Origin of the sequence: Caldivirga sp. MU80 (genome assembly GCF_001663375.1) — an archaeon.
Classification (GTDB): Archaea; Thermoproteota; Thermoprotei; order Thermoproteales; family Thermocladiaceae; genus Caldivirga.
In genome coordinates this window covers 61091-82100 of sequence record NZ_LCTF01000006.1, presented here as the reverse complement: position 1 = coordinate 82100, position 21010 = coordinate 61091, and the positions used below count along the sequence as shown (strand labels likewise).

Genomic DNA, 21010 nt, shown 5'->3' with positions numbered 1-21010 from the left:
ATAAGTAGACACACTCCGGTTTATAAACTATAATGCCGACTTCGGGTTTTCAGGGAAGGCTAGGGGCATTACCCTAAATGTTGAGACTCCTATACATCCTAATCCACGTGTATAGGCTCTCACCACCCGCAACCAGCTTACTCTTCAATACGCTGTAGGCTGAGACGTAACCCCTATACACGAGGTAGGCGTAGTAGGCGTTTATCTTAGCCCTAATTATATTGGGCTTATTACTGGGACTAGTCAATATGCTTAAGCCATACCTGAACTTATTCCTAGTCTCTGCATCAGAGTTATTAAGCTTCTCCATCATAACCGCTAATTGATCAATGAACTCGCTAATGTAGGAGTCGTAGGGAGCCTTAACACTGCCCCTCAACACGTCGAGCACCACCCTCCCATATTCTTCCCTAATCTTAGCCCTATCGGCAGAAGAACCCACATTACTCACCCCCTTATCAACTTTAAAGTTTTAACCCATGAGTAGCATTAGCTATGCTTTAATGAGTCAAAGAATGCCGCAAATGGTTGTTATACTCATGATTATAGGTTATATAGCCAACTTAATGGAATTCCATCAGCATTAAACTACTTTAAACTGCTCATTAATACGTTGACTGCAGCAGCCTTAATTTAGGGTAATGAAAATGCTCATTTCGGTGGTATTAGACAAAAACTTATATTAATGATTTAGGCAGTTTATCAACTGTGGAAAGTGTGGTATTGCCACGGGTACTTATCGAGGAGCTTAGGAGGAGGGGGCTTGATGCGGAGTCCGTGGTAATAGATCTACTGCTAGGTTTCCTTAACATTGACCCAAGGGTAATCCCAGAGGTGCGTCTTGAACTAGCCGCCAAGTACCTTAATGAGGGTAAGGGGCTTATAGGCAAGGATCCTGTTCAGGCTAGTGAGAAGTTGTATAAGGCCGCTGAGGAGGCTATTAAGGCAATGGCAATATGCCTAAACCTGGATATTGCCAAGTCCATAGAGGGTAAGGGCAGGTGGACTGTCACTGACTTAGTCACGGCGGTTAGGGCTACGTCAAGGATAGTTGGCAAGGAAGTTAGGGGTGAGTGGGATACCGCGTGGGTGCTGCATGTTTGGGGCTTTCACGAAGCTAAGTTAAGCGCGGATGATGTTAAGGATAGGCTGCAGGACGTAGAGGATTTGGTTAAGAGAGCTGAGGAGACGTGCAAGGGTTCGCATGCCTAAGGTTCGTTTAAGGTTTACTAGTGGCCTTAGTGAATGTAGTCTTCGCCGGGTTTGGCGTATAGGCTGCTTGGTTTGATTAAGGCGCCGGTGAGCACCAGTAGTGAACCAAGTATCATTATCAATGACCCTGCAATTAAAACGTTAGGTGACGCCACCGTCGACTTAACTAGTAGCGCGAGGGCTAGTGAACCGAAGGGGCCTATGGCTGCGTTTATGTTCCAGCCCAGTGAGACTGCGGACCACCTGCTCTCAACAGGGAAGAGTGATGTGAAGTATATTGTCTGTGGGGCCGCGGCCAGGCCGAATAATATGCCTGTTATTAATGAGGCGTAGATTGCACTTGGGCTTAGGGTGAAGGCTAGGTAGACGGCTATTGGTGAGGTTAAGGCTAGGAGTATTGATGGGTATATGAAGCTCCTCCTAATCCCAAGGCTAATCACAGTTAACCCACTCAAAACCTCACCAATCACGGCTCCAAGGCCACCATACACCACTAGCCAATACACGTAGTCCTCGGCCACCTTCTTACTTATACCCATGTGTGGCGCAATTATATTGGGTAGTATGTATGGCCAGTAGCCTAGGCCACCGTAGTAGTATATGGTTAGGCCTAGGTTTATCATTAGGAGTATCAGCATGTTAATACCCCAAACTCTCCTATTAGCTATGGGCACACCCCTCAAGGTCCCTGACTCCCTGGCCTTCAACCACTCAGGCGATTCAATGCCAAGTAGCCTAATCACGAGCGCTATTAGAGCCAGCACAGCGCCTATGTAAAACAGAATCCTCCATCCACTAACGGTAAACGCCTTATGGCCAATCACACCCTCCACCAGTATGCTAATCGCCCCAGTTAGGAATACCGCCCAGGATAAGCCACTGTACATTACACCGTTGAGGAGTGGCTTCCACCTAGGGTTCACCTGCTCAAGGGCCCAGGTAGCCCCGCCACCGGCCTCACCGCCAAGCCCAATACCCTGGATAATCCTAATGACGTAGAGGGTTATCGGCGCCGCAATACCTATCTGAGCATAGGATGGGAGGAGGCCTATGGATAAGCTGGCCAGGCCCATTAGGGCCGCGTCAACCGCCGTTGTTAACCTCCTCCCAAACCTATCGCCAAGGTAACCGAATATTAACGCCCCCAGGGGCCTGGCGAAGTAGGTCACTGCGAAGGCGAACCAGAAGGTGACTAGGCTGAGCCTAAATACGCTTTCAAGTATGGATGAGAGTGTGGAGAACAGTATTATGTCGTAGTACTCAAGCCCCCACGCAAGCATTGTTGATACGGAGGCCAGGGTGTAGTACCTAGCCTTAACCTCCCCAGTGGACACGAGACCCCTTAACTAAGTCACCTTATAAGTGTTTTGGGTTAAGTGGGTTTATTGGCCCTTAAGGCCTTAAAGGACTCCTCAATAACCCTAATAGTTTCTTCAACAATATCCCTGGTGTGGGCCGCCGAGGTGAAGTTAACCTCGTATTGGCTTGGCGTGAAGTAGACTCCCCTATTCAGGGCCTCCCTATGGAAGGCTAGGTAAAGCTTCTCATCACTGGCCCTAACATCTGAAGGCGTCCTCACGTCACCCCTCTTGAAGTAGAATTGGAACATTGAAGCCATCTGCTTAACAACAACGTCGAAGCCGTTCCTTGAGGCTGAATCCTCAATCGCCTTAGCCACCCTCTCAGCGGCCCCATTAGCCACCTCGTAAACACCCCCACCCTCAATAACCCTCAGGGTCGCTAAACCAGCGGCCACTGAAATTGGATGCGCATTAAACGTACCTGCATTGTAGACGGGCCCCTGGGGTGTGACCATGCCCATTACATCCCTCCTACCACCAAAGGCCCCTATTGGGAAGCCACCACCAATTATCTTGCCAAGCGTCGTTAGGTCGGGCTTTATGTTAAACATGCCCTGGGCCCCACTCAACCCAACCCTAAACCCGGTGATCACCTCGTCGAAGAGCAGTAGGGCGCCATACCTCTCAGTCAACTCCCTCGTCGCCTTTATGAAGACCTGGTCCGGTATTATTAGGCCGTAGTTGCCTGCTATTGGCTCCACGAGCAGTAGCGCTATTTCGCTGCCGTACTCCCTGAAGACCCTTTCAAGGGCCTCAGCATCATTGTAGGGGACTACTAGCGTGTACTTAGTGGCCTCCTCAAGGATGCCGGCACTCGTGGGCACGCCCCAGGTGGCTGCCCCACTACCAGCCTTAACAAGGACGTAGTCGAAGGCGCCATGGTAGTTGCCCTCAAACTTAACAATGTACTTCCTACCCGTGAACCCCCTCGCCAACCTAACAGCATTCATAACGGCCTCGGTGCCCGTGTTAACGAACCTAATCATCTCAATGCTCTTAGTATTACTCGTTATCTTCTTAGCCAACTCCACCTCCCTCTCCGTTAAGGCGCCGTAGAGCCACCCATCGTTAAGCGCCTCCCTAACAGCCTCAAGGACGGCTGGGTGCCTATGCCCAAGTATGAGCGGCCCAAAGCCCATGCAGTAGTCTATTAGCCTCCCACCGTCGATTGTGTATAGGTAGGCGCCCTCAGCCCTCTTAACAATTATGGGCGTTGGGAGGTGCTTCATGGCCCTCACGGGGCTGTTAACGCCACCTGGGAATAGGCCTAGGGCCTCCTTGAAGACCTCGCTTGGGTTAACCACACCCTGGTTAATGCACCGTGTAGTTAAACGTTTCCACATTAACCCTCCTTAAACCTGCATGCTTAACCGTGGGCAGTGCCGTGGATCCTAGGCTAAATCTGCACACTCACGTTAATGAGCAACTCAGCTTAACGCCCCCTCCATGAGGAGCCTGGAATTGAGCGGCACGGCTAAGAGGGCTGTCTTGGCGGCTGGCCTAGGCACAATGATGGACTACTACGACTTCCTCCTAGCCGCAAACGCAGCAGGTACCGTGTGGCTTACCCTATACTTCAAGCCGGCCTTCAAAATACCTAGCCTGGCCCTATCCATAGCCATATTGACGTACGCCATATCCTACGTGGTTAGGCCCCTGGGCGCATTCATCTTCGGCCACATGGGGGATAGGATGGGTAGGCAATCAACCCTCGTCCTAACGCTGCTCCTGGCCTTCATATCAATGGTTGGGATGGGGGCCACGCCAACCTACGCCCAAATAGGGGTTTACTCAGTGATCCTCCTAATGCTGTTCAGGTTAATCCTAGGGTTAAGCTTCGGTGGTGAGTGGGGTGGTGGTGCGACTTGGGTGAGTGAGCTGCTGATGGCTAATGGGGTCGGTGAGTTGGGCTACTGGGGTGGGGTTTACCAGGCCTTCGGCACGGCTGGCATTGCGCTGGCTTCGCTAGCATTCTCCCTAACCTCAATACTAATGCCCACTGGTGCCTTCTATGCATGGGGATGGAGGATTCTCTTCTACATAGGCGCAGTGGTCGTTGTCGTGGCAGCCATAATAAGGTACAGGTTCATTGAGTCGCCAATCTTCATGGAGCTGGCCAAGGGTGGTAAATTGCTTAGGCAGCCCGCAGCCGCCGTGCTAAGGAGGGAGTGGGGTAAGGTGCTTCTCCTAGCATTATCCTGGCTCTACATAACTGCAGTGACGGTGGTGGCGATAATACCGTATTCACTGGTCTACGTCAGTGAGGTTAGGGGTATTGCTTATTTAGCCGGCTTACCCTCAAAGTCCTTCATGCTCCTAGCCTACGCAGCATCACTACTGACGGGTGGAGTTGCCTCAACGCTGTTGAGTGGTTACCTGGCTGATAGGGTTGATGCAGGTAGGATATTGATCATTGGCTCGGTGGCTACGGCATTAATGAGTATAGCCTTCTACCCAATTCTCTCAACGGGGAACCCAATGTTAATAATGATTGGCCTTGAGGCCTACATGTTAAGTGAATACTTCGGCTTTGGCTCATTAACAAAGTTCTTCACCCAAGCCTTCCCAGCCGAGTACAGGTACTCTGGGTCTGGTTTGGCTTACCAGTTCGGTGGCTTAATGACGGGGATTGCCTCAGGCTTCATCTTATCCCCAGTAATCAGCGCCTTCGGCTACTCCGCCTGGTACCTGGTATCACTGCTAATGGTTGCAACATCCGTGACCTCACTGGCCTCATCCATAGCCCTGGGCAGGGTGGTTAAGCATGATTAGCCAGGGTTTAGTTAAACTAATCCTAAGCTGGATTGAGGAGGATGCACCCCTCGGCGATGTGACGACAGAGGCCCTTATAGATAAGGGTGTTGCCGTTAAGGCCGTGGTGCTGGCTAAGGATTATGGGTACGCCTGCTGCCTAGCCGACTTCGCCGAGGCCCTAAATACCCTCGGCCTTAGGGCAAGGGCGCTTAAGGCTGATGGAGAACCATTCCACAGGGGGGAGGTGTTAATGGAGATTACTGGGGACGCCCGCGTGGTGCTTGTATTGGAGAGGAGCCTACTGAATGCCTTAAGCTACCTGATGGGTGTCGTTAGGGAGACTAGGAGGGTGGTTGAGCTGGTCCGTAGCGTTAACCCTAGGGTTAGGGTTGCGGCCACGAGGAAGACGATTCCAGGCCTTAGGATGCTGGTGAAGAAGGCTGTCTCAGTGGGTGGTGCAGACACCCATAGGCTCTCCCTAAGTGACGCAATCCTAATCAAGGATAACCACCTGGCGATTATTGGTGATGTTGAGGCTGCGGTTAGGAGGGCTAAGGCTAAGTCAACCTTCATGCATAAGGTTGAGGTTGAGGTCAGCAACGCCGATGATGCGGTTAAGGCAGTTAAGGCTGGGGCAGACGCAGTGCTGGTGGATAACGCCGCACCCCAACAGTTAAGGGAGGTGATTGAAAGGCTTAAGGCTGAGGGTTTGAGGGACAGGGTTATCGTTGAGGCCTCAGGTGGGGTGAAACCGGAAAACATAGCCCTATACGCCGAGGCCGGCCCAGACGTCATAAGCACAAGCCACATAACCATGAGGGCCAGCCCAGTTGATATAAGCCTAGAGGTTATTGAGGTGATTAAGAACCAGGAGACGCCAAGTGACGGTACTTGAATTCAACGCTTAAAAGCAATTCTTAGAAGCACCAGTATGGTTGAGGTTAGCGTCTGCCTCGGCCAGATTAAGGTTACCTTCAGCGATGTTGAGGGTAATTTGAATAGGGCAATTGAGGCTATTAATGAGGCAGCTAGGCTAGGCTGCAGGATAATCGTCCTACCTGAGACGCTTGACGTGGGGTGGCTAAACCCAGACGCCAGGGAGCTAGCTAAACCAATACCAGGACCATACAGCGACGCCCTGGCTAATGCAGCTAGGGCTAACGGAATATACGTAGTGGCTGGCTTAACCGAGGGCGAGGGTGGTAGAGTCTATGATTCGGCGGTCTTAATATCACCCAGGGGTGAGCTGCTGCTTAAGTATAGGAAAATTAACCTACTGCCTGATGAGCAGAAGATATACGAGGTGGGTGATAGGCTTGGGGTTGCTGAGACGGAGTTCGGTAGGGTTGGGGTTGACATATGCGTAGACAACGCCGTTGATAACTTAACCCTAGCCCACTCCATGGCTAGGATGGGGGCATCCATGATACTATCCCCAGCGGGCTGGGCGGTACCGGGCGATTACGACTTGAATAAGGAGCATTACCTGGATGGGCCATGGGGTAAGGGTTGGGTCATAGCCTACACAACCATAGCAAGGCTCTACGATATAGCGGTGATAGGGGTCAGTAGCGTGGGGGAGATGACGAAGGGCTATTGGAGTGGGTATAAGTTGATAGGGAGTTCACTGGCAGTGGGCCCAGGGGGTGTGGTGTTGGCTAAGGGTAGGGAGGGCGTGGACGCCGCTGAGGTCATTAAGGTTAACGTGCCCATTGTGCCAAGGCCGGTTAAGGGGAGTGGATGGGCCCAGCACCTTAGGGAGAGGGGCTACCTACTACCTTAACCGCTCCATATGGGTAATCCTTTAATAACTGAAGGTAATGGCATGCACTAATGGACGTTAACGTGGTTTACTTAACATTACTGGAGTTTTCAATCCTGGTTACGGCCGCTGAGGCTTTGAGTCTCATCCTCAATAGGTATAGGTACCCCAGCATAGTGGGTGAGTTACTAACCGGCATTGCCCTAAGTCCCTACGCCCTAGGTGGCTTACTTAACACGGTGCTTAAGGTTGACCTATTCTCAATAAACGAGTACATAATCTTCCTCTCAGAGTTCTCAGTTGTTCTCCTACTATTCGCCTCAGGCCTTGAGCATGGGTTATCCTCGCTTAGGCAAGGCGGCTTAATGGGATTAATTGCTGCCGTGGCCGGTGCAGTTGTGCCATATGTTATTGTGTTTGAGTATGCGGTTAATGCTGGCTTTAACCCAGGTGCGGCGTCGCTAATCGCATTAACAACAGCCCCAACCAGCCTGGCTGTTGTGGCTGGGGTTGTGGAGAGGGAGGGGTTGCAGAGGCACCCAAGTACAGGCGTGTTGATAGCAGCTGCATCAGTGGATGACGTGGTTGCTTTAATAATGCTCTCACTGGTCCTAATGAGCCCTAAGTCATCATCATCAGGCATGGTGTGGGAGTTGGTTAGGATAGTGATCCTGTGGATCATCTTTCTCACTGCATCAATATTCATCGTACCTAGGTTGCTCAATAGGATTAACGAACACTTGGTGATCTACGCATCACTGGTCGTCTTATTTGGGCTAGTGGTCACCATGACCGTAGCCGGCTTCTCAGCTGTCATAGCAGCCTTCATAGCCGGGGTAGCCGTGGCTGAGAGTAGGGTGTCCGGTAGGATTAGGGAGTCGGCGGGGGCGTTATTGGCTATATTCGGCTCAATATTCTTCATAACCATAGGGCTCCAGATGAACCTAGAGACACTAACCAGCCTTAAGGTAATCGCCCAGTCACTGGCAATCTCAACGCTAGCTATACTGGCCAAGATGGCTGGGGTCTACCCATTCGCCTACGCCAAGTTAAGGAACACGTCACATGCATTATCCGTGTCCCTGGGCATGGTGCCCAGGGGTGAAATGGGCCTCGTGGTCGCGTCCATAGGGCTGTCAGGTGGGGTGATAAATCAGGATGAGTACAGCATAGCCCTCCTCATGGTCCTCGTAACAACCATCATTGGCTCAATAACCTACAGGAGGAGCATAAGGTAGACACGCATTTGCGTGTTTAATAATAAGTTGCATAGTAATTTTTACAGTAAAAATTTCCCATAGGTAATTTTGAGAAAACTTAAAAAATAGATTTGCAGCTTTAGTGGAAGTATGCAGTTACTCATTAAGGGTAATGAGTATGATTACGTTGAATTCGATTACCTGCATACCACGGACTGGACAATAAACACCACTGAACTTAGGTACGTCTTCACGGTATTCAACACCTACGTGGACACGTCAATGGATTATATACTTGAGTTCGCTATTGTAAAGGTGTGGAGTAGGGCCGACTTAAAGAGGCTGCTTAGGGTCATAAGTAGGCATAGGAACATTAAGGGTGTGTTGAGCATTAGGCCGCTTAACGACGGCTACCCTAAGAACATTCAGGTGGTTCTTAAGGGTGATGCGGGGGATTCAACAAGGTACCTGGCCCACATACTGGGTGGTGTTGAGGTTAAGGCGGTTTATGAGGATGGGGTGGAGCATTGGGGGTTCCTATTCCCAAGCAGTGAAAAGGCGTACCCATTCATAAGCATGGTTAATAGCCATGGTAAGGTTAGCCACGTTAAGGAGGGGAGGGTCACTATTGATGACCTAATCCCAAGGGTCATGAAGATGGCTACCCTACTCCTAAGCCCAGGGGAGTTGAAAGCCATGAAGTACGCCTACGATAGGGGCTTCTTCGAGGTGCCCAGGAGGATTAGGCTTGATGGGTTAGCCAAGGAACTCGGCATATCCAAGGCAACCCTGGACAGCTACATCAGGAACGCCGTAGATAAGATAATTAAGGCAATGTTCACAGACGAGGATTACCTAACTTAACCTAGTATTTATCTAGTCTAAACCTTAAGTTACTACATCCAAAATACTTAAATCTCTAAGATTTTACCACAGCATTAGTGATGAATTATGCCTAACCCCTTTAAACTAACGGTTCAGCCCATAGTCCTCAAGCCAGGTGACGTATTCCTAGGTGAGAAGCCCAGTGAGGTTGGTTATTGGGGTTTTGTTAGGAGTAGGAGTGATTACGAGGATGAGTTGAAGGTTATTTCAAGTGAATTGAATGGAATCATTAACGATTTGACTAAGGAGGGTTACTTAATAGTGGTTAAGCCCATTATTGAGGTTTCAGGAATGGACGACATCATGAATCACGCAGATGACTTAAGGAGTGTGCACGTTGCCATTCTCCTACCAATAGCTCCAGCCAACCTCTACCAATACCCAGAGAGGTCCGTGATGACAGCACTGCTTTCACTGGTGGATTACTTAGTTATCTACGATAAGTTTGGTGGCCACATATACGCAGGCACATTATTCGCACCACCACTATGGCAGAGGCTTTCATCTGATGCACCTGACTTGGCTAGGAGGGTTGTTTTGGCCGAGGGTGACTTGGGCTTAGTTAAGTCCGCGGTTAGGGTGGTTTACGCCCTTGAGAAGCTGAGGGGCACTACGGTTGTCATGGTTGGTGAACCCAACTACGACTTCGGGGGCTGGACCACCTTAGCCAGGGGTGTGGCTAAATTTGGGTTTAAGGTTAGGCACATAACCTACAGTAAATTCGCCAGCGACTTCGAGGCTAGGTTAAAGGATCCGAGGTACGTTGAGGAGGCTAAAAGGATAGCTAACGACTACGTGCAGAGGGGGCAGGCTGACGCGGGCATTAGGGTTAAGTATGAGCTACCTGAGCCTGATGAGGATAGGAGGGTTAGGGCTGGGGTCTACTACTTGACGTTGAGGGATTACTTGAGTGAGACTTCGGGTAGTGATTGGGTTACTGTGAATTGCCTCAGTGTTAACACGCTTGGTAGGGTTAGGGCTACGCCGTGTATGGCGTTCAGCATCATGAATGATGGGGGTCTTGTGGCTACCTGTGAGGCTGACCCAACCGCAATGGTCATTCACTACCTTATGAGGTGGATAGCCAATAAGCCAGTCGCCTTCTACGACCCAACGGTCAACATTGGCGAGGGTAAGTTAATACTAGCCCACTGCACCTCACCAACAAGGATGAGGGGGTTTAGTGAGCAGCCATTCAGGTACATAGCCACGACACACCACGAATCAAACACATCAGTCGCACCCAAAGTACTCTACGAACCAGGCATAGTAACTATAGCGGGCTTCTCCTACGACCTAAGTAGGCTGATTGTCATTAGGGGTGAGGCAACTGGGCCAACATACCTCAGGATCTGCAGGGACCAAATAGAGGTCAAGGTTAGTGATGCAGCCGCAGCGTTAGAGGGTTGGCAGGGCTTCCACTGGGTAATGGCCTACGGAGACTACGTGAGGGAACTTGAACTACTAGCCAGGTTAACCGGAACGCAACTAATCAAGGTCACTTAACCCTCTTCTCACTCACCTTAACAGTCAAAACCCCACGCACCCTGCGGCTTAATAGGTGCCTAGCTAGCCTGGCATTCATAAGCACTGCCGTGGCTGTACCAATGCCGTAAACAGTGATGATTGGTAGCTGAGCGTTGAGTGTTATGAGGAGTAGGTTGCTAATGACAACCATGGCCCTGGTGGTATTGAGGGTGTTTAACATGGCCTCACCGAAAACCCAAGCCAACCCGTCTAGGTATGTTAGCCTAAATAGGGCGTATGCCAGTAGTATAGTTAATGCAGTACCAAGGACTATGCCCAATGGGCCAAAGGCACTAATCATCATGCGAGTCAAGGCATCAAACTCCGTGAAGCCCATGATAAAGACGCCTATGTAAGTCTCAACGGCGTCCTCTATGGCTAAGGCTACGGCTATCAGAAACCCCAGCCAATCAGGCACAAGCCCCCTTAGGCTAAGTTTTAATAAGTTTTAGTTAACGTAAATTGTAGCTTACTAATATTATTTAAATATTTTAAGTGAATTATTTAAATAATTTCAACGTTATTGATCCTCCTCAACAACCCTAATACCCATTAGTACTGCGAATTCCTTAACCTCCCCCCTGAAGTCGCCGTATATTAGGACCCTGTGGTACCCGTTTTCAGTAGTCCACTTGGCCGCAATCCTCCTAGCGTCACCGGTGGCGACAAGCTTAGTGGCGCATAACTGCTTCCAGTAAATGTTATCAATTGCCTTAGCCACGTGTAGGCTAAGGGTGTTTGTGGCTGGGTTATAGCTCATGACGGTTACTGGTTCGTTGACGGGCAGTTTGACGTGTATTGAGGCATGCTTACTGCCGCCGTGCGCATCAGTGATTATGTAGGGTACCTCAGGTTTACCTGAACCATATGGATTGGTTGGGGCGTAGCAATGCCAGTAAATTAACCTGTTGTTAACCTCATCAACGCCGGGGTCGTTGACGAAGCCGGGCCTGTTGAAGAGGTACCTGCCGATTAATAGGGGTAGTATTGCATATAAGTCTGCCTCGCAGACAGGTATTAGGCCATCGTACCAGAGCTGCATGTAGCCTAGGCACGGCCAGGCGTCAATGAGCCCTGTGCTTACGTTCATTATGCAGTCGAAGGCAACCACATTATCACCCCTCTCCCTTGCAGCCCTAAGCATCGCTAGGTACAGCCTAGCCGCCTTAACGATGTCGACCCTTGATGGGTCAACAACCTGGGATGCACCCTTAACCCAAGCCTCAACCCAAGGCTCAGCCTCGGCATCGGTAACCTTACTGTAATACCTATCGATGAATTCCCTCAGATCCATGAAATCCACCGTTAAGCCAACCCTCCTCTGAAGCTCAGCCACAGCCCTAGACAACTCAGTGGCGTTGGGGAAGGCCCAGCTCATATAATTAATCAGGTTCCTAGCCGTAACCAGGAGGACCCTACTACCCCTAATCTGGCCTAGGGCAACCAGGTACCTAACTCTGTTAAGCGCAGCATCACTAAGCACATCCTCAGTGGCCACACTGAGGACTGGGTAACCAGACCTCCTAGCCTCAACAACATCCATCAGGTAATTCGGTGAACCCTCCATAGTCCTGGCGATGTAGACTATGGGCTTACCACTCTCAACAATAGCCCTAACAACACCCTGGTGAACAACCCTAACATTTAAAACCAGGTAACCGACAGCATCACCCTCAGCCCTAAGGAAGGCATAGGCATCATTAACACTGTTAACGTTATAGGGCCTAAAGTCAACACCAAGAAACCTACCCCTAAGAACCCTCAAAACATCATCAACACTAAGGAAATCAGGCTCAAAGGGCCCAAGGAAAACAACTGGAATCCTCAAAACCTGCATAAGCCTTCACCTAAACTTAGCATTTTAAGTATTCGTTTGAACATGTTAGGCTTCTTTGTGTGTAGTTGAATGGTATGGTAAGGGAGAGAATTGAAGGGAGAGAATTTGATTTTGAGGGGTTTGGCTTTAGTTTATTTTCATCTTCTTCTTAATGCTATTAGGGCTGCCACTGCCGCTACGACTACCACAATGACTACTATTCCGATTACTAGTGCTGTGCTGATTACTGGCTTGGTTACTGTTACAGTGCTTACCGCCGTTGTTGTTGATACTGATGTGCTTGTTACAGTACTGGTCACAGTAGCCGTTGAGGTGACTGTTGATACTGCCGTAGTGGTGGTTGTAGTTGTAGTGGTTGTCGTTGATGTGGTGGTAACCGGGGTAATGGTGACTGGTGTGTACGTTGTGTGGAAGTATTTGGCTACTGCCTCCTGTACCTGGGTTATGCTTGTGAATACTGGGACTACGACACTACCGTTGTAAGTCTGCACGCCGCCAATGGTGATTGGGACCGTTATCATTGCTGGCCCATACTTAGGTAGGTCCTCATCAGTTAAGCCAAGCCAGTAGGCAATATTGTAGTACTTAGTCCAGAGTGAACCATTAAGTATGGCTTGAGCCATCGGTGGAATAACACCTTCAGGGGCACCAAACCCAAAGAATATTGCCGGAGTTGGACTGCAGCAGTAAGTGGTATATGGGCTGGATGGTACTGCCTGGGCTAGAGCAAGCGGCATACTGTAGTATGCCCAGTCAAAGTCTAGATCAGTTCTCCAGTGTGCACCACCAAATGGAACCCAATCCACCGCAGTACCCTCAATACCTGGTGCGAAGTACTCCCACCATGCAGTGTATATTAGAACCGCCTCCTCATACTCAGGTGAGCCAGGTACAGCGGCCTGCATCATCCAGGTCCAGTTTGTTAGGTTAATGTAGCCGAAGGTTGAGTTAACACACCAAATAATGGTACTATTGGGCAGGTTCATTGAGGCTGGGGCATTATAAGGCTTACAATACCAACCAACAAGGTGATGATTAGTCACATTAGGCCAAGCAAACGGATAAGGCTTACTCAAATTATAAACAGCACCAAACGACCAATAGCCCCATGGGTAATCTAAGTAGGTTAAGCTAGCTGTTAAATAACCGTAAGCTGTGTCAAAGAACCCATAGGCGGCAACATATTGACCTTCAGGCATAACAGTACCCCAGAAGTAACTTGGATCCACTGCAAGAACCTTAGTTGGGATGCCAAACTCAGTTAACTCCTCAGCCGCTAGAGTCGCCTCCTCAACCATGTCAGTTAGGGAATTCGGAACAATGATTGTTAACGTTAATGGCGTCCCATTCGGGTAATACCATTGACCATTCTTATACACTAAACCGACGGATTCAAGTAGTTCACGTGCGTGAGTCCAGTTTATCGGGAAGTCAATTACAATATCCCTTATCCTCTTCGGGAATGTTAACCATTGTATTGCACTATCATCCCATAAGTTATGTGTGGTTGGGAAGTATGATGGCTCATACACTAATGGTATTGCAGTCCTATTCAACACATAGACTATCGCCCTCCTGGCTTGTGGGTAATTCCATGGGTAAACATTAGGATTAAGCCACATACCCTTACTATTACACATATCGAAGTAAGGTGTACCTATGTCTATCTTACCTGTGGCGTTCAACACCTGCATCTCCTTTGTTGTTAAGGCAGACCATATCCAATCAGTCTGATGACCAAGTAGTATTGCGTATGATGTAGCATAGCTCGGCGTCCACATTATATCAATCTCTGGGTAGTATTGGAAGCTGTTTATTGGGAATATTGAGTACCACTGCTTCAGCACATTAGGTGGTTCAAGCTTAAACACGACACTCGGCGACCATACTACGTGTCACAGGTAACCACTGGATAGGCCCCAGTATGGCGGTGCAAACTTAGTAATGTTATGCGATAGAACCTCTTGCGCATATGTAGCATTAACAGTCTTCAACTCATCAACTATAGGCTTCCAAACCCAATAGGGCGTTGCAGGCGCCGATGTTATCACCCACCATAATGCTATAGGTATCCACTTTTGAAATAGTAACTGGAATGTGTAGTTGTTCAACACTCTGACATCCTCATCTGCAAGTGAAGTATTAATCCATGGGTAATACCAGCCGAAGGCCTTAATACCAATGTAAAAGAATGCGTAAAGATCCCAAGCGGTGAAGGGTATCGTAGCCGTACCATTAAACCAGTACAAGCCCTTCCTAAGGTAGATTGTTAATAAGGCTGAACCATTAGGTAAGGTCTGAACAGTCCAATTCTCAGCCAAAACAGGGTAAAGCCTACCAGTTGAGTAATCAAGCATGGCCAAGACTAAGACATTTGGTATTGATACACCTCCAGCTATATTGTTTGGTGCGTATGGGTTCCATATCGGCATTCCTGGCGCGTATGGCCATGAACCAGTTATCGCTATCTTAAACGTCACTTGTTGTGCATGCACAGTAGTAGCCGTTAACGCCATTATGGCTGCTGCACCTATTATTACTGGGATTAGCCAGAGCCTACCAGGACTCATATGCAGGTGTTTTTACGCAATTCTTATAAGATTTGTTGTAATGCATCTACACTAACATGTTTACTCCTAATGATTAAACTATTTAAATTAACCTTCTCATTTGGTACTAACATGTTTGATTCCCTATGATTACCCAGTGCTTATATTAGCCGTGTTGTTTGCTTCTTCATGAGGTGGTTTATTGCCTTAATCATTGCCTCACTGGTTAGTGTCTCCTTAGTAGTGTGCCTTATGCTGATTAACACTACCCATGTTAATGGGTTTAGTTACAGTAGTATTATTCTTAACTCCTCAAACTGCATTAACCCGAGTTTAATTCTAAACCTGAGTAATGTAGTGTTCATTAACGTAACATCCATGTACCTTGGATCAGATATTAAACCATTGGTAACTAAGGTTAATCAACTTAGCCTAGTGGTTATGCCAGTTGAAACCTCAATGTACTGCGGTGCATTGAAGAGTATTGTCTCATCAGTGGCTTACTACAACGTAACCATAAGCCTAGGCGGCAGTGAGGGAAACCTAGTGGTGAACCCAGGATTCCAATACACCATAAGGATAAGGAACCTCAAAATAACAATACCAGTAGTAACATGCAACGGCAAATATTACGTGAAGATTGAGAAGTAAAGCGCAATAAGGCACATTAAAGGGACCTTAACCTGTTCATGCCAATGTTTAAAAGTGAATGATCTGACGTGGTTATCATGGAGCTCCCTACCGTGGGCCTAAGCCTCAATGGTTTGGGTTGTTTGTTTAAAATGGTGGGGGTGGTGTTTGCTGGTGGTTGGTGTGAGTGGCCGTGGGTTTAACATTATCTTGGTTGTTTCGGATACGTTTAGGTTTGACCTGTTGAGTGGTTTTAGGGTTAGGAATAGGGTTGTTAAGGTTCCTTACCTGAGTAGGCTTGCCTCTGAGTCTGTTGTTTTTAATAGGGCCTACACCGCCTCATTCCCAACAGTCCCCAATAGGCATGACCTATTAACCGGTAGGTTCACCTTCACTTATAGTGATTGGGAGCCTTTGCCTAGGGGTGAGGTTACCCTACCCATGATGCTTAGGGATGCTGGTTACGTTAGTATGCTTATTGCCGACACGCCTCATATTCTTAAGGATGGTTTTAACTATGATAGGGGGTTTGATGGTTGGGTTTGGATTCGTGGGCAGGAGAATGATAGGTTTAGGACTAGTCCAAGGGATGTTAAACTACCCTGCAACCCAGTTAAGCTTAGGAGTGTTGAGACTACTATTCAGCATATTAGGAATAATGCGAATAGGCTTAGGGAGGAGGATTGGATACCAGTTAAAACCGCCACTGAGGCTATGCATTGGCTTGAGGAGAATTACAGGTATAGGCCATTCCTACTCTACGTTGACTTCTTCGACCCGCATGAACCATGGGACCCGCCAAGGTGGCTTATCAATGCGCTTGACCCTGGTTATAAGGGTGAGGAGGTTATCTACCCCGTCTACGGTCCATCAGACTACCTGAGTAGTGATGAGGTTGAGCATATTAGGGCCCTATACGCCGCCGAGGCCCTGCTCGTGGATAAGTGGATTGGTAGGCTTATTGAGAAGGTTAGTGAACTGGGCCTACTTGAGGACACGGCGGTAATATTCACCTCAGACCACGGCTTCTACCTGGGTGAACACGGCTTCATCGGTAAGTCCGTCGTCATGGGTAACTACCAAGGCTACCTACCACTCTACGGGGAGGTTGCACACACCCCACTCATAATTAGGCTACCTGACTCAATGGGTGTGAGGCATGTTGAGGTTAATGAACTAGCCCAACCACCAGACATAACCGCAACTATACTGGACCTAGCCGGTTTAAACCCAGCTAAGTTCAATATTCAGGGTAAGTCACTCCTACCCTACATGACGGGTGAGGCCAAGGAGCCATTGAGGAGCATTGCGGTGACAAGCCCACCAATTATACATGGGTCAGCAGGTGGCTTGAGGCCCACTGTGACTAGTTTTGATGACTGGAGCCTAATCATGGCCTCGGCGGAATCCCAGAGGCTTGATGAGGTAGTCTACACCATGATTGTTGATGGTGTGCAGAGGGTGCTTAGGCCATACGGCACTATTAGGACTGAACTATACAACCTAAGGGACGACCCAGGGCAGTTAAGGAACGTAGCAAACGAACACCCAGAGGTCGTCAATAGGCTTCATGGTGAATTCCTGAAACTACTAAGGGAACTGGGGGCAAGGGAGGAATACGTAAAACCATTCGAGAAACTCAAGTACTAGGGTGGTTAGTATGGGTGGTGGGTTTAACGTTATCTTGGTTGCCTTTGATACGCTTAGGTTTGATAGGGTTGACCAGGTTCACATGCCGAATGTCCACTCACTCCTACGCGACTCGATGTTCTTCACTAGGCATTACTCTGAGGGTATTCCAACACACCCATCATTCACGACAATATTCACGGGGGTCAGCCCACTGGTGCATGGGGTGGTTTGCCACGATGGTTCTGTTCAGTTGAGTAGAGACATACCAACGATACCTAGGCTACTTAAGAATGCTGGTTACTTGACCATTGCAGTCGATAACCTAGCCACACACCTCTACTCCGGTTGGTTTGCATGGGGCTTTGATTACTACCTTGACATTGGTGGTGTTGCAACAATTTCAATGGGTGTTAAGGTTAATGGTGAGGTTGTTAATGCTAGGGTTAGGGAGGCCCTTGAGTTGGTTAATAGGAATCGTGGTAAACCATTCCTCCTCTTCATACACTATTGGGACCCCCACACACCATACATTCCACCGAGGGGTTACGCTGAGAGGTTCTATAGGGGTGATTACACTAAGGGTGATTTAATTGATGCCTTGAATTCAACACTGTGGGGTAGGTTTATGCTTAAGGGTGAGTGGTTGGGTAACCTTGTTAAGTCTGGTGTTAGGGACCTGGACTACGTTAGGGCCCTTTACGATGGTGAGGTTGCTTATGTTGATGAGAGGTTTGGTAAGGTGCTTAGGCTTATTGAGGATGCCGGCCTACTCGACAACACAGCCATCATAATAACCTCAGACCATGGTGAGGCCCTGGGTGAGCATAGGGTTTACTTCGACCACCACGGGCTCTATGAGTGGGATGTACACACCCCACTGATAATAAGGCTACCTGATAAGTTGGCTAGTGAAATTGGTGGGGGTAGGGTTAGAGGTGTGGTTTACGATGCGCTCGTTCAGAATACCGACATCGCACCAACAATACTTGACATTGCCGGGGTTAAAAGGCCCAGTGTAATGACTGGGAGTAGCCTACTGGGTGTTGCAAGGGGTGAGTGGGGTGGTTACGATGCGGTCTATAGCCTTGAGAATACTAGGCAGACTGCTAGGATGATTAGGACTAGGGAGTGGAAGCTAATCCAGTGGATTAGGGCTGATACATACGGGAGAGGGCCAGGCCACATTGAACTATACAACATGTCCAAGGACCCAGGTGAATTAAGGAACCTAGCCAATGAGGAGTGGGACATTGCAATGAGGATGCTTGGCACATTGGAGGATAGGTACAGGAGGTTGACGGGAGGTAGTGATCCACTCATAATGCAGGAGATAAGCATGCCAATAGGCGTAAGGTGAAGTTAAATCACTGCCTCGCCATGATCCTCCTCGGGTTAACAAGGTAAAAAGACCTCCCAACCCCATGAAGCAGTATGTTGGTTTTATTGAGGTTAATACCCCACCTATCCACCAAACCCTCCCTAACCTTAACCCTAAGCACCCTAAGCACGAATAAGCCAACCTCCCCAACCTCGACCTCCCTATCAACAACAGTCTCATATACCGCTACCGCATCAGCCCATGTGGGCACCTTGACGGTCTCACTTGGGGTTAACCTAATGTTGAACCTAGCCACTTTATCAATATCCCTACCTGAAACCGTGCCTAATGCGTAAACCAAGTCGACGTACTCATGTGACGGAACATTAACCGTGGCCTCAGGGTGGTGCTTCAGGCATTGGTACGTGTAGGCACCCTTATACACGGACACCCCTATGGTAGGCGGCTCCTCGCTGATTGGCATGTTCCAACTGGCCGGCATAACATTAACCTTACCGTTCGGGCATAGGGTAACCAGCAGTATAGTTGGCCTTGGGTGCAGTGGCCTATAGAAGACACCCTCGTAGTTAACCAGACTCATTAAGATTGAGTGGGCTTGAGGGTTTATATTATTAATGTTGGCATGGTAAGAGTTGTTTTAATAATACTCCACTTGCCCTTGGGGGTATTTACTTAATGACTGCCTTTATAGTTGCCTTAACTTGGGCTCCAGCCTTAATCTTAACCCAGGTGGCTGGCTTATCAATGACGTTAATCCCCCTACTTAGCTTAGTAACCTGCTCCACCTCATCGTGGAGGTCTAGCTTCTGGTGTAGCTCAGCCTCCCCGCTTATCGATATTAGCAGCCTGTCTGCGTGTGGCACGTAGTACCACTTACTCTCAATGCCCGTGAAGACTCCCCTTAATTCGCCGTAGCTGGCTGGGTTGAATATGGATTCGTCCACGTAGACTGCCCAAATCTCGTGGGTGTACCCCTCCCTCTTGGTGTCTGGTCTCGTGCTCCATGTATCCCTAAAGGATGCGAAGAGCAGCTTCGGCTTACCATCAGGCAGGGTTGTGTAGTGTGGGTGACCGATTTGGGTTAGTGAATCCTCAACGCCCAGTAGCGGCATTAGTGATGCCTCCAGTAGGGCCACATTCTTCAAGTCGTCTATTGCCCAAACCTCATCGAGGCTTGGGCCTATGTAGGTCTGCAGGACCCACTTATTGGGTGAGTCGACCTCAACGAAGACCTGGAACCTTGGCATAGTGGTGAAGTCGATGACGTCGTTGCCCCTACCCCACCTACCCAATTCACCCCAATCCTCAACCTTAAGCTCATTGAGGTCGTCAAAGTTCCTAACCATGAATAACCCAACGGCCGAGGAGTCGCCTATCGGGGCTACGGCTAAGGCATCCCTAATGTTACCGTAGGCCCCAGTTGGCCTAATGGGGAAGCCTGAATCCTTGTTAAAGCCACCGACAAGCACCTTATACCCCTTAAGAACCCATTCATGATCAAAGACGAATATGTAGGCGTCCTTACCGTGCGTTGAGGTTACGTAGAACTCATCCCTAGCCTCATTGTAAAGCCCCCTAATCGCATTATTAGTGTACTCGGCCGGCTCAGGGAAGGTTGATGGTAGTATCTTCCTCAAGCCACTTAAATCAACGTTAAGCCCCTCATCAACAGGCGCAACAAAGCCCTCCCTCTTAAGGCCAGTTGGGTCACTCCAGCCGGTGAACAGGAGCCAATACCTATCCCTCCTAACATCATAAACCATGTAGGGTGTACCAACCCCACCCCTCAGGTCACCGACAGGCAGCCTAGAAGGTACCAGGACAGGCCTAATCAAAGGAACCATAAACCACACCCAGTTAAACACTATTTAAGTATTGCAGCCGTTGTAAATTCTAGGTTAACTGTAAATATTTGTGAGTAATTGTAATTACGTGAACTATGCGTTCTCGGTGCAGTAGATCTATAAGCCTATGTGCCTAAAGCTTAATTGGTACCCAATGATGGGGGTTGTCCACTTGGGCAAGCGGCCCCCTTAGGGTGCGTATCATAAGGCGCTCAAGGCTGAGACTAAGGTTGTTGAGGATAATCTGAGCGATCTGCTTTGGGATTTGGCTCTTTATAGGTATGCTATAGAGTAAGGAGGGAGTTCCCAAGGTTTTTAATCCCCTCACTTGTTCTTCATTGTTAACACACCTTAACTCCGGTAACATACTGGTAGGTGCGCTGACTTCTCTAGCGCCCATTGAATTGCACCGTCCCATTAAGGGCAAACCCATTTCACCTCCATAGACATCGTCTATTAGTATTAAAGACTAACGGCTT

The 21010-nt window shown here is 48.9% G+C and carries 19 protein-coding genes; 10 read left to right on the top strand and 9 right to left on the bottom strand.

Going from position 1 to position 21010, the window contains the following annotated elements:
- Positions 1-73: 73 nt before the first annotated feature.
- A complete protein-coding gene (locus AAX04_RS02970; RefSeq protein ID WP_066793744.1) occupies positions 74-442 on the bottom strand; it encodes a hypothetical protein in 369 nt (122 codons plus the stop codon).
- A 266-nt stretch (positions 443-708) separates the two neighbouring features.
- Between AAX04_RS02970 and AAX04_RS02965 the strand changes: the two genes are divergently transcribed.
- Positions 709-1212: a PaREP1 family protein gene (locus AAX04_RS02965; RefSeq protein WP_369818402.1), complete on the top strand. Its 504-nt coding sequence runs from the start codon at positions 709-711 to the stop codon at positions 1210-1212.
- Positions 1213-1238: 26 nt separating this feature from the next.
- On the opposite strand, the gene AAX04_RS02960 is transcribed toward AAX04_RS02965, so the two are convergent.
- The gene (locus tag AAX04_RS02960) at positions 1239-2546 is read right to left on the bottom strand and encodes an MFS transporter (protein WP_066793742.1); all 1308 of its coding nucleotides are present in this window, start codon (positions 2544-2546) and stop codon (positions 1239-1241) included.
- 38 nt (positions 2547-2584) lie between these two features.
- Positions 2585-3877 (bottom strand): glutamate-1-semialdehyde 2,1-aminomutase, encoded by a 1293-nt coding sequence (gene hemL / locus AAX04_RS02955; RefSeq protein ID WP_238377781.1) that lies wholly within the window; start codon positions 3875-3877, stop codon positions 2585-2587.
- A 142-nt stretch (positions 3878-4019) separates the two neighbouring features.
- Here hemL and AAX04_RS02950 point away from each other — a divergent pair, with 142 nt between their 5' ends.
- From AAX04_RS02950 to AAX04_RS02925, 6 genes are all read left to right on the top strand, one after another.
- Positions 4020-5345: an MFS transporter gene (locus AAX04_RS02950; protein ID WP_066793737.1), complete on the top strand. Its 1326-nt coding sequence runs from the start codon at positions 4020-4022 to the stop codon at positions 5343-5345.
- Positions 5338-6222 carry a carboxylating nicotinate-nucleotide diphosphorylase gene (gene nadC, locus AAX04_RS02945; protein ID WP_066793735.1) on the top strand — a complete coding sequence of 295 codons (885 nt, stop codon included), beginning with the start codon at positions 5338-5340 and terminating at the stop codon, positions 6220-6222. The genes AAX04_RS02950 and nadC overlap by 8 nt, the downstream gene beginning before the upstream one ends.
- 36 nt (positions 6223-6258) lie before the next feature.
- A complete protein-coding gene (locus AAX04_RS02940) occupies positions 6259-7110 on the top strand; it encodes a carbon-nitrogen hydrolase family protein (RefSeq protein ID WP_066793733.1) in 852 nt (283 codons plus the stop codon).
- A 50-nt stretch (positions 7111-7160) separates the two neighbouring features.
- Positions 7161-8327: a cation:proton antiporter gene (locus tag AAX04_RS02935; RefSeq protein ID WP_066793730.1), complete on the top strand. Its 1167-nt coding sequence runs from the start codon at positions 7161-7163 to the stop codon at positions 8325-8327.
- A gap of 111 nt (positions 8328-8438) precedes the next feature.
- The gene (locus tag AAX04_RS02930; protein ID WP_066793727.1) at positions 8439-9152 is read left to right on the top strand and encodes a helix-turn-helix domain-containing protein; all 714 of its coding nucleotides are present in this window, start codon (positions 8439-8441) and stop codon (positions 9150-9152) included.
- Between the two features lie 87 nt (positions 9153-9239).
- Entirely contained in the window at positions 9240-10679 is a 1440-nt protein-coding gene (locus AAX04_RS02925) for a hypothetical protein (RefSeq protein ID WP_066793724.1), read from the top strand.
- On the opposite strand, the gene AAX04_RS02920 is transcribed toward AAX04_RS02925, so the two are convergent.
- The 4 genes from AAX04_RS02920 to AAX04_RS02905 form a co-directional block, all read right to left on the bottom strand.
- A complete protein-coding gene (locus AAX04_RS02920; protein ID WP_066793721.1) occupies positions 10672-11118 on the bottom strand; it encodes a hypothetical protein in 447 nt (148 codons plus the stop codon). The two genes, AAX04_RS02925 and AAX04_RS02920, sit on opposite strands and share 8 nt — an antisense overlap.
- A gap of 102 nt (positions 11119-11220) precedes the next feature.
- On the bottom strand, positions 11221-12537 hold the full coding sequence (locus AAX04_RS02915; protein WP_066793718.1) for a hypothetical protein: 1317 nt from the start codon (positions 12535-12537) through the stop codon (positions 11221-11223).
- A 137-nt stretch (positions 12538-12674) separates the two neighbouring features.
- On the bottom strand, positions 12675-14408 hold the full coding sequence (locus AAX04_RS02910; RefSeq protein WP_156519666.1) for an ABC transporter substrate-binding protein: 1734 nt from the start codon (positions 14406-14408) through the stop codon (positions 12675-12677).
- Between the two features lie 24 nt (positions 14409-14432).
- The gene (locus AAX04_RS02905; protein ID WP_066793712.1) at positions 14433-15107 is read right to left on the bottom strand and encodes a hypothetical protein; all 675 of its coding nucleotides are present in this window, start codon (positions 15105-15107) and stop codon (positions 14433-14435) included.
- A gap of 168 nt (positions 15108-15275) precedes the next feature.
- On the opposite strand from AAX04_RS02905, the gene AAX04_RS02900 reads away from it, so the two are divergent.
- From AAX04_RS02900 to AAX04_RS02890, 3 genes are all read left to right on the top strand, one after another.
- The gene (locus AAX04_RS02900) at positions 15276-15737 is read left to right on the top strand and encodes a hypothetical protein (protein ID WP_066793710.1); all 462 of its coding nucleotides are present in this window, start codon (positions 15276-15278) and stop codon (positions 15735-15737) included.
- A gap of 153 nt (positions 15738-15890) precedes the next feature.
- Entirely contained in the window at positions 15891-17366 is a 1476-nt protein-coding gene (locus AAX04_RS02895; protein ID WP_066793706.1) for a sulfatase, read from the top strand.
- Positions 17367-17376: 10 nt separating this feature from the next.
- Positions 17377-18705: a sulfatase gene (locus tag AAX04_RS02890; protein WP_156519665.1), complete on the top strand. Its 1329-nt coding sequence runs from the start codon at positions 17377-17379 to the stop codon at positions 18703-18705.
- A gap of 7 nt (positions 18706-18712) precedes the next feature.
- On the opposite strand, the gene AAX04_RS02885 is transcribed toward AAX04_RS02890, so the two are convergent.
- On the bottom strand, positions 18713-19267 hold the full coding sequence (locus AAX04_RS02885) for a flavin reductase family protein (protein ID WP_066793699.1): 555 nt from the start codon (positions 19265-19267) through the stop codon (positions 18713-18715).
- 88 nt (positions 19268-19355) lie between these two features.
- On the bottom strand, positions 19356-20531 hold the full coding sequence (locus tag AAX04_RS02880) for a hypothetical protein (RefSeq protein WP_202904415.1): 1176 nt from the start codon (positions 20529-20531) through the stop codon (positions 19356-19358).
- Positions 20532-21010 lie beyond the last annotated feature (479 nt).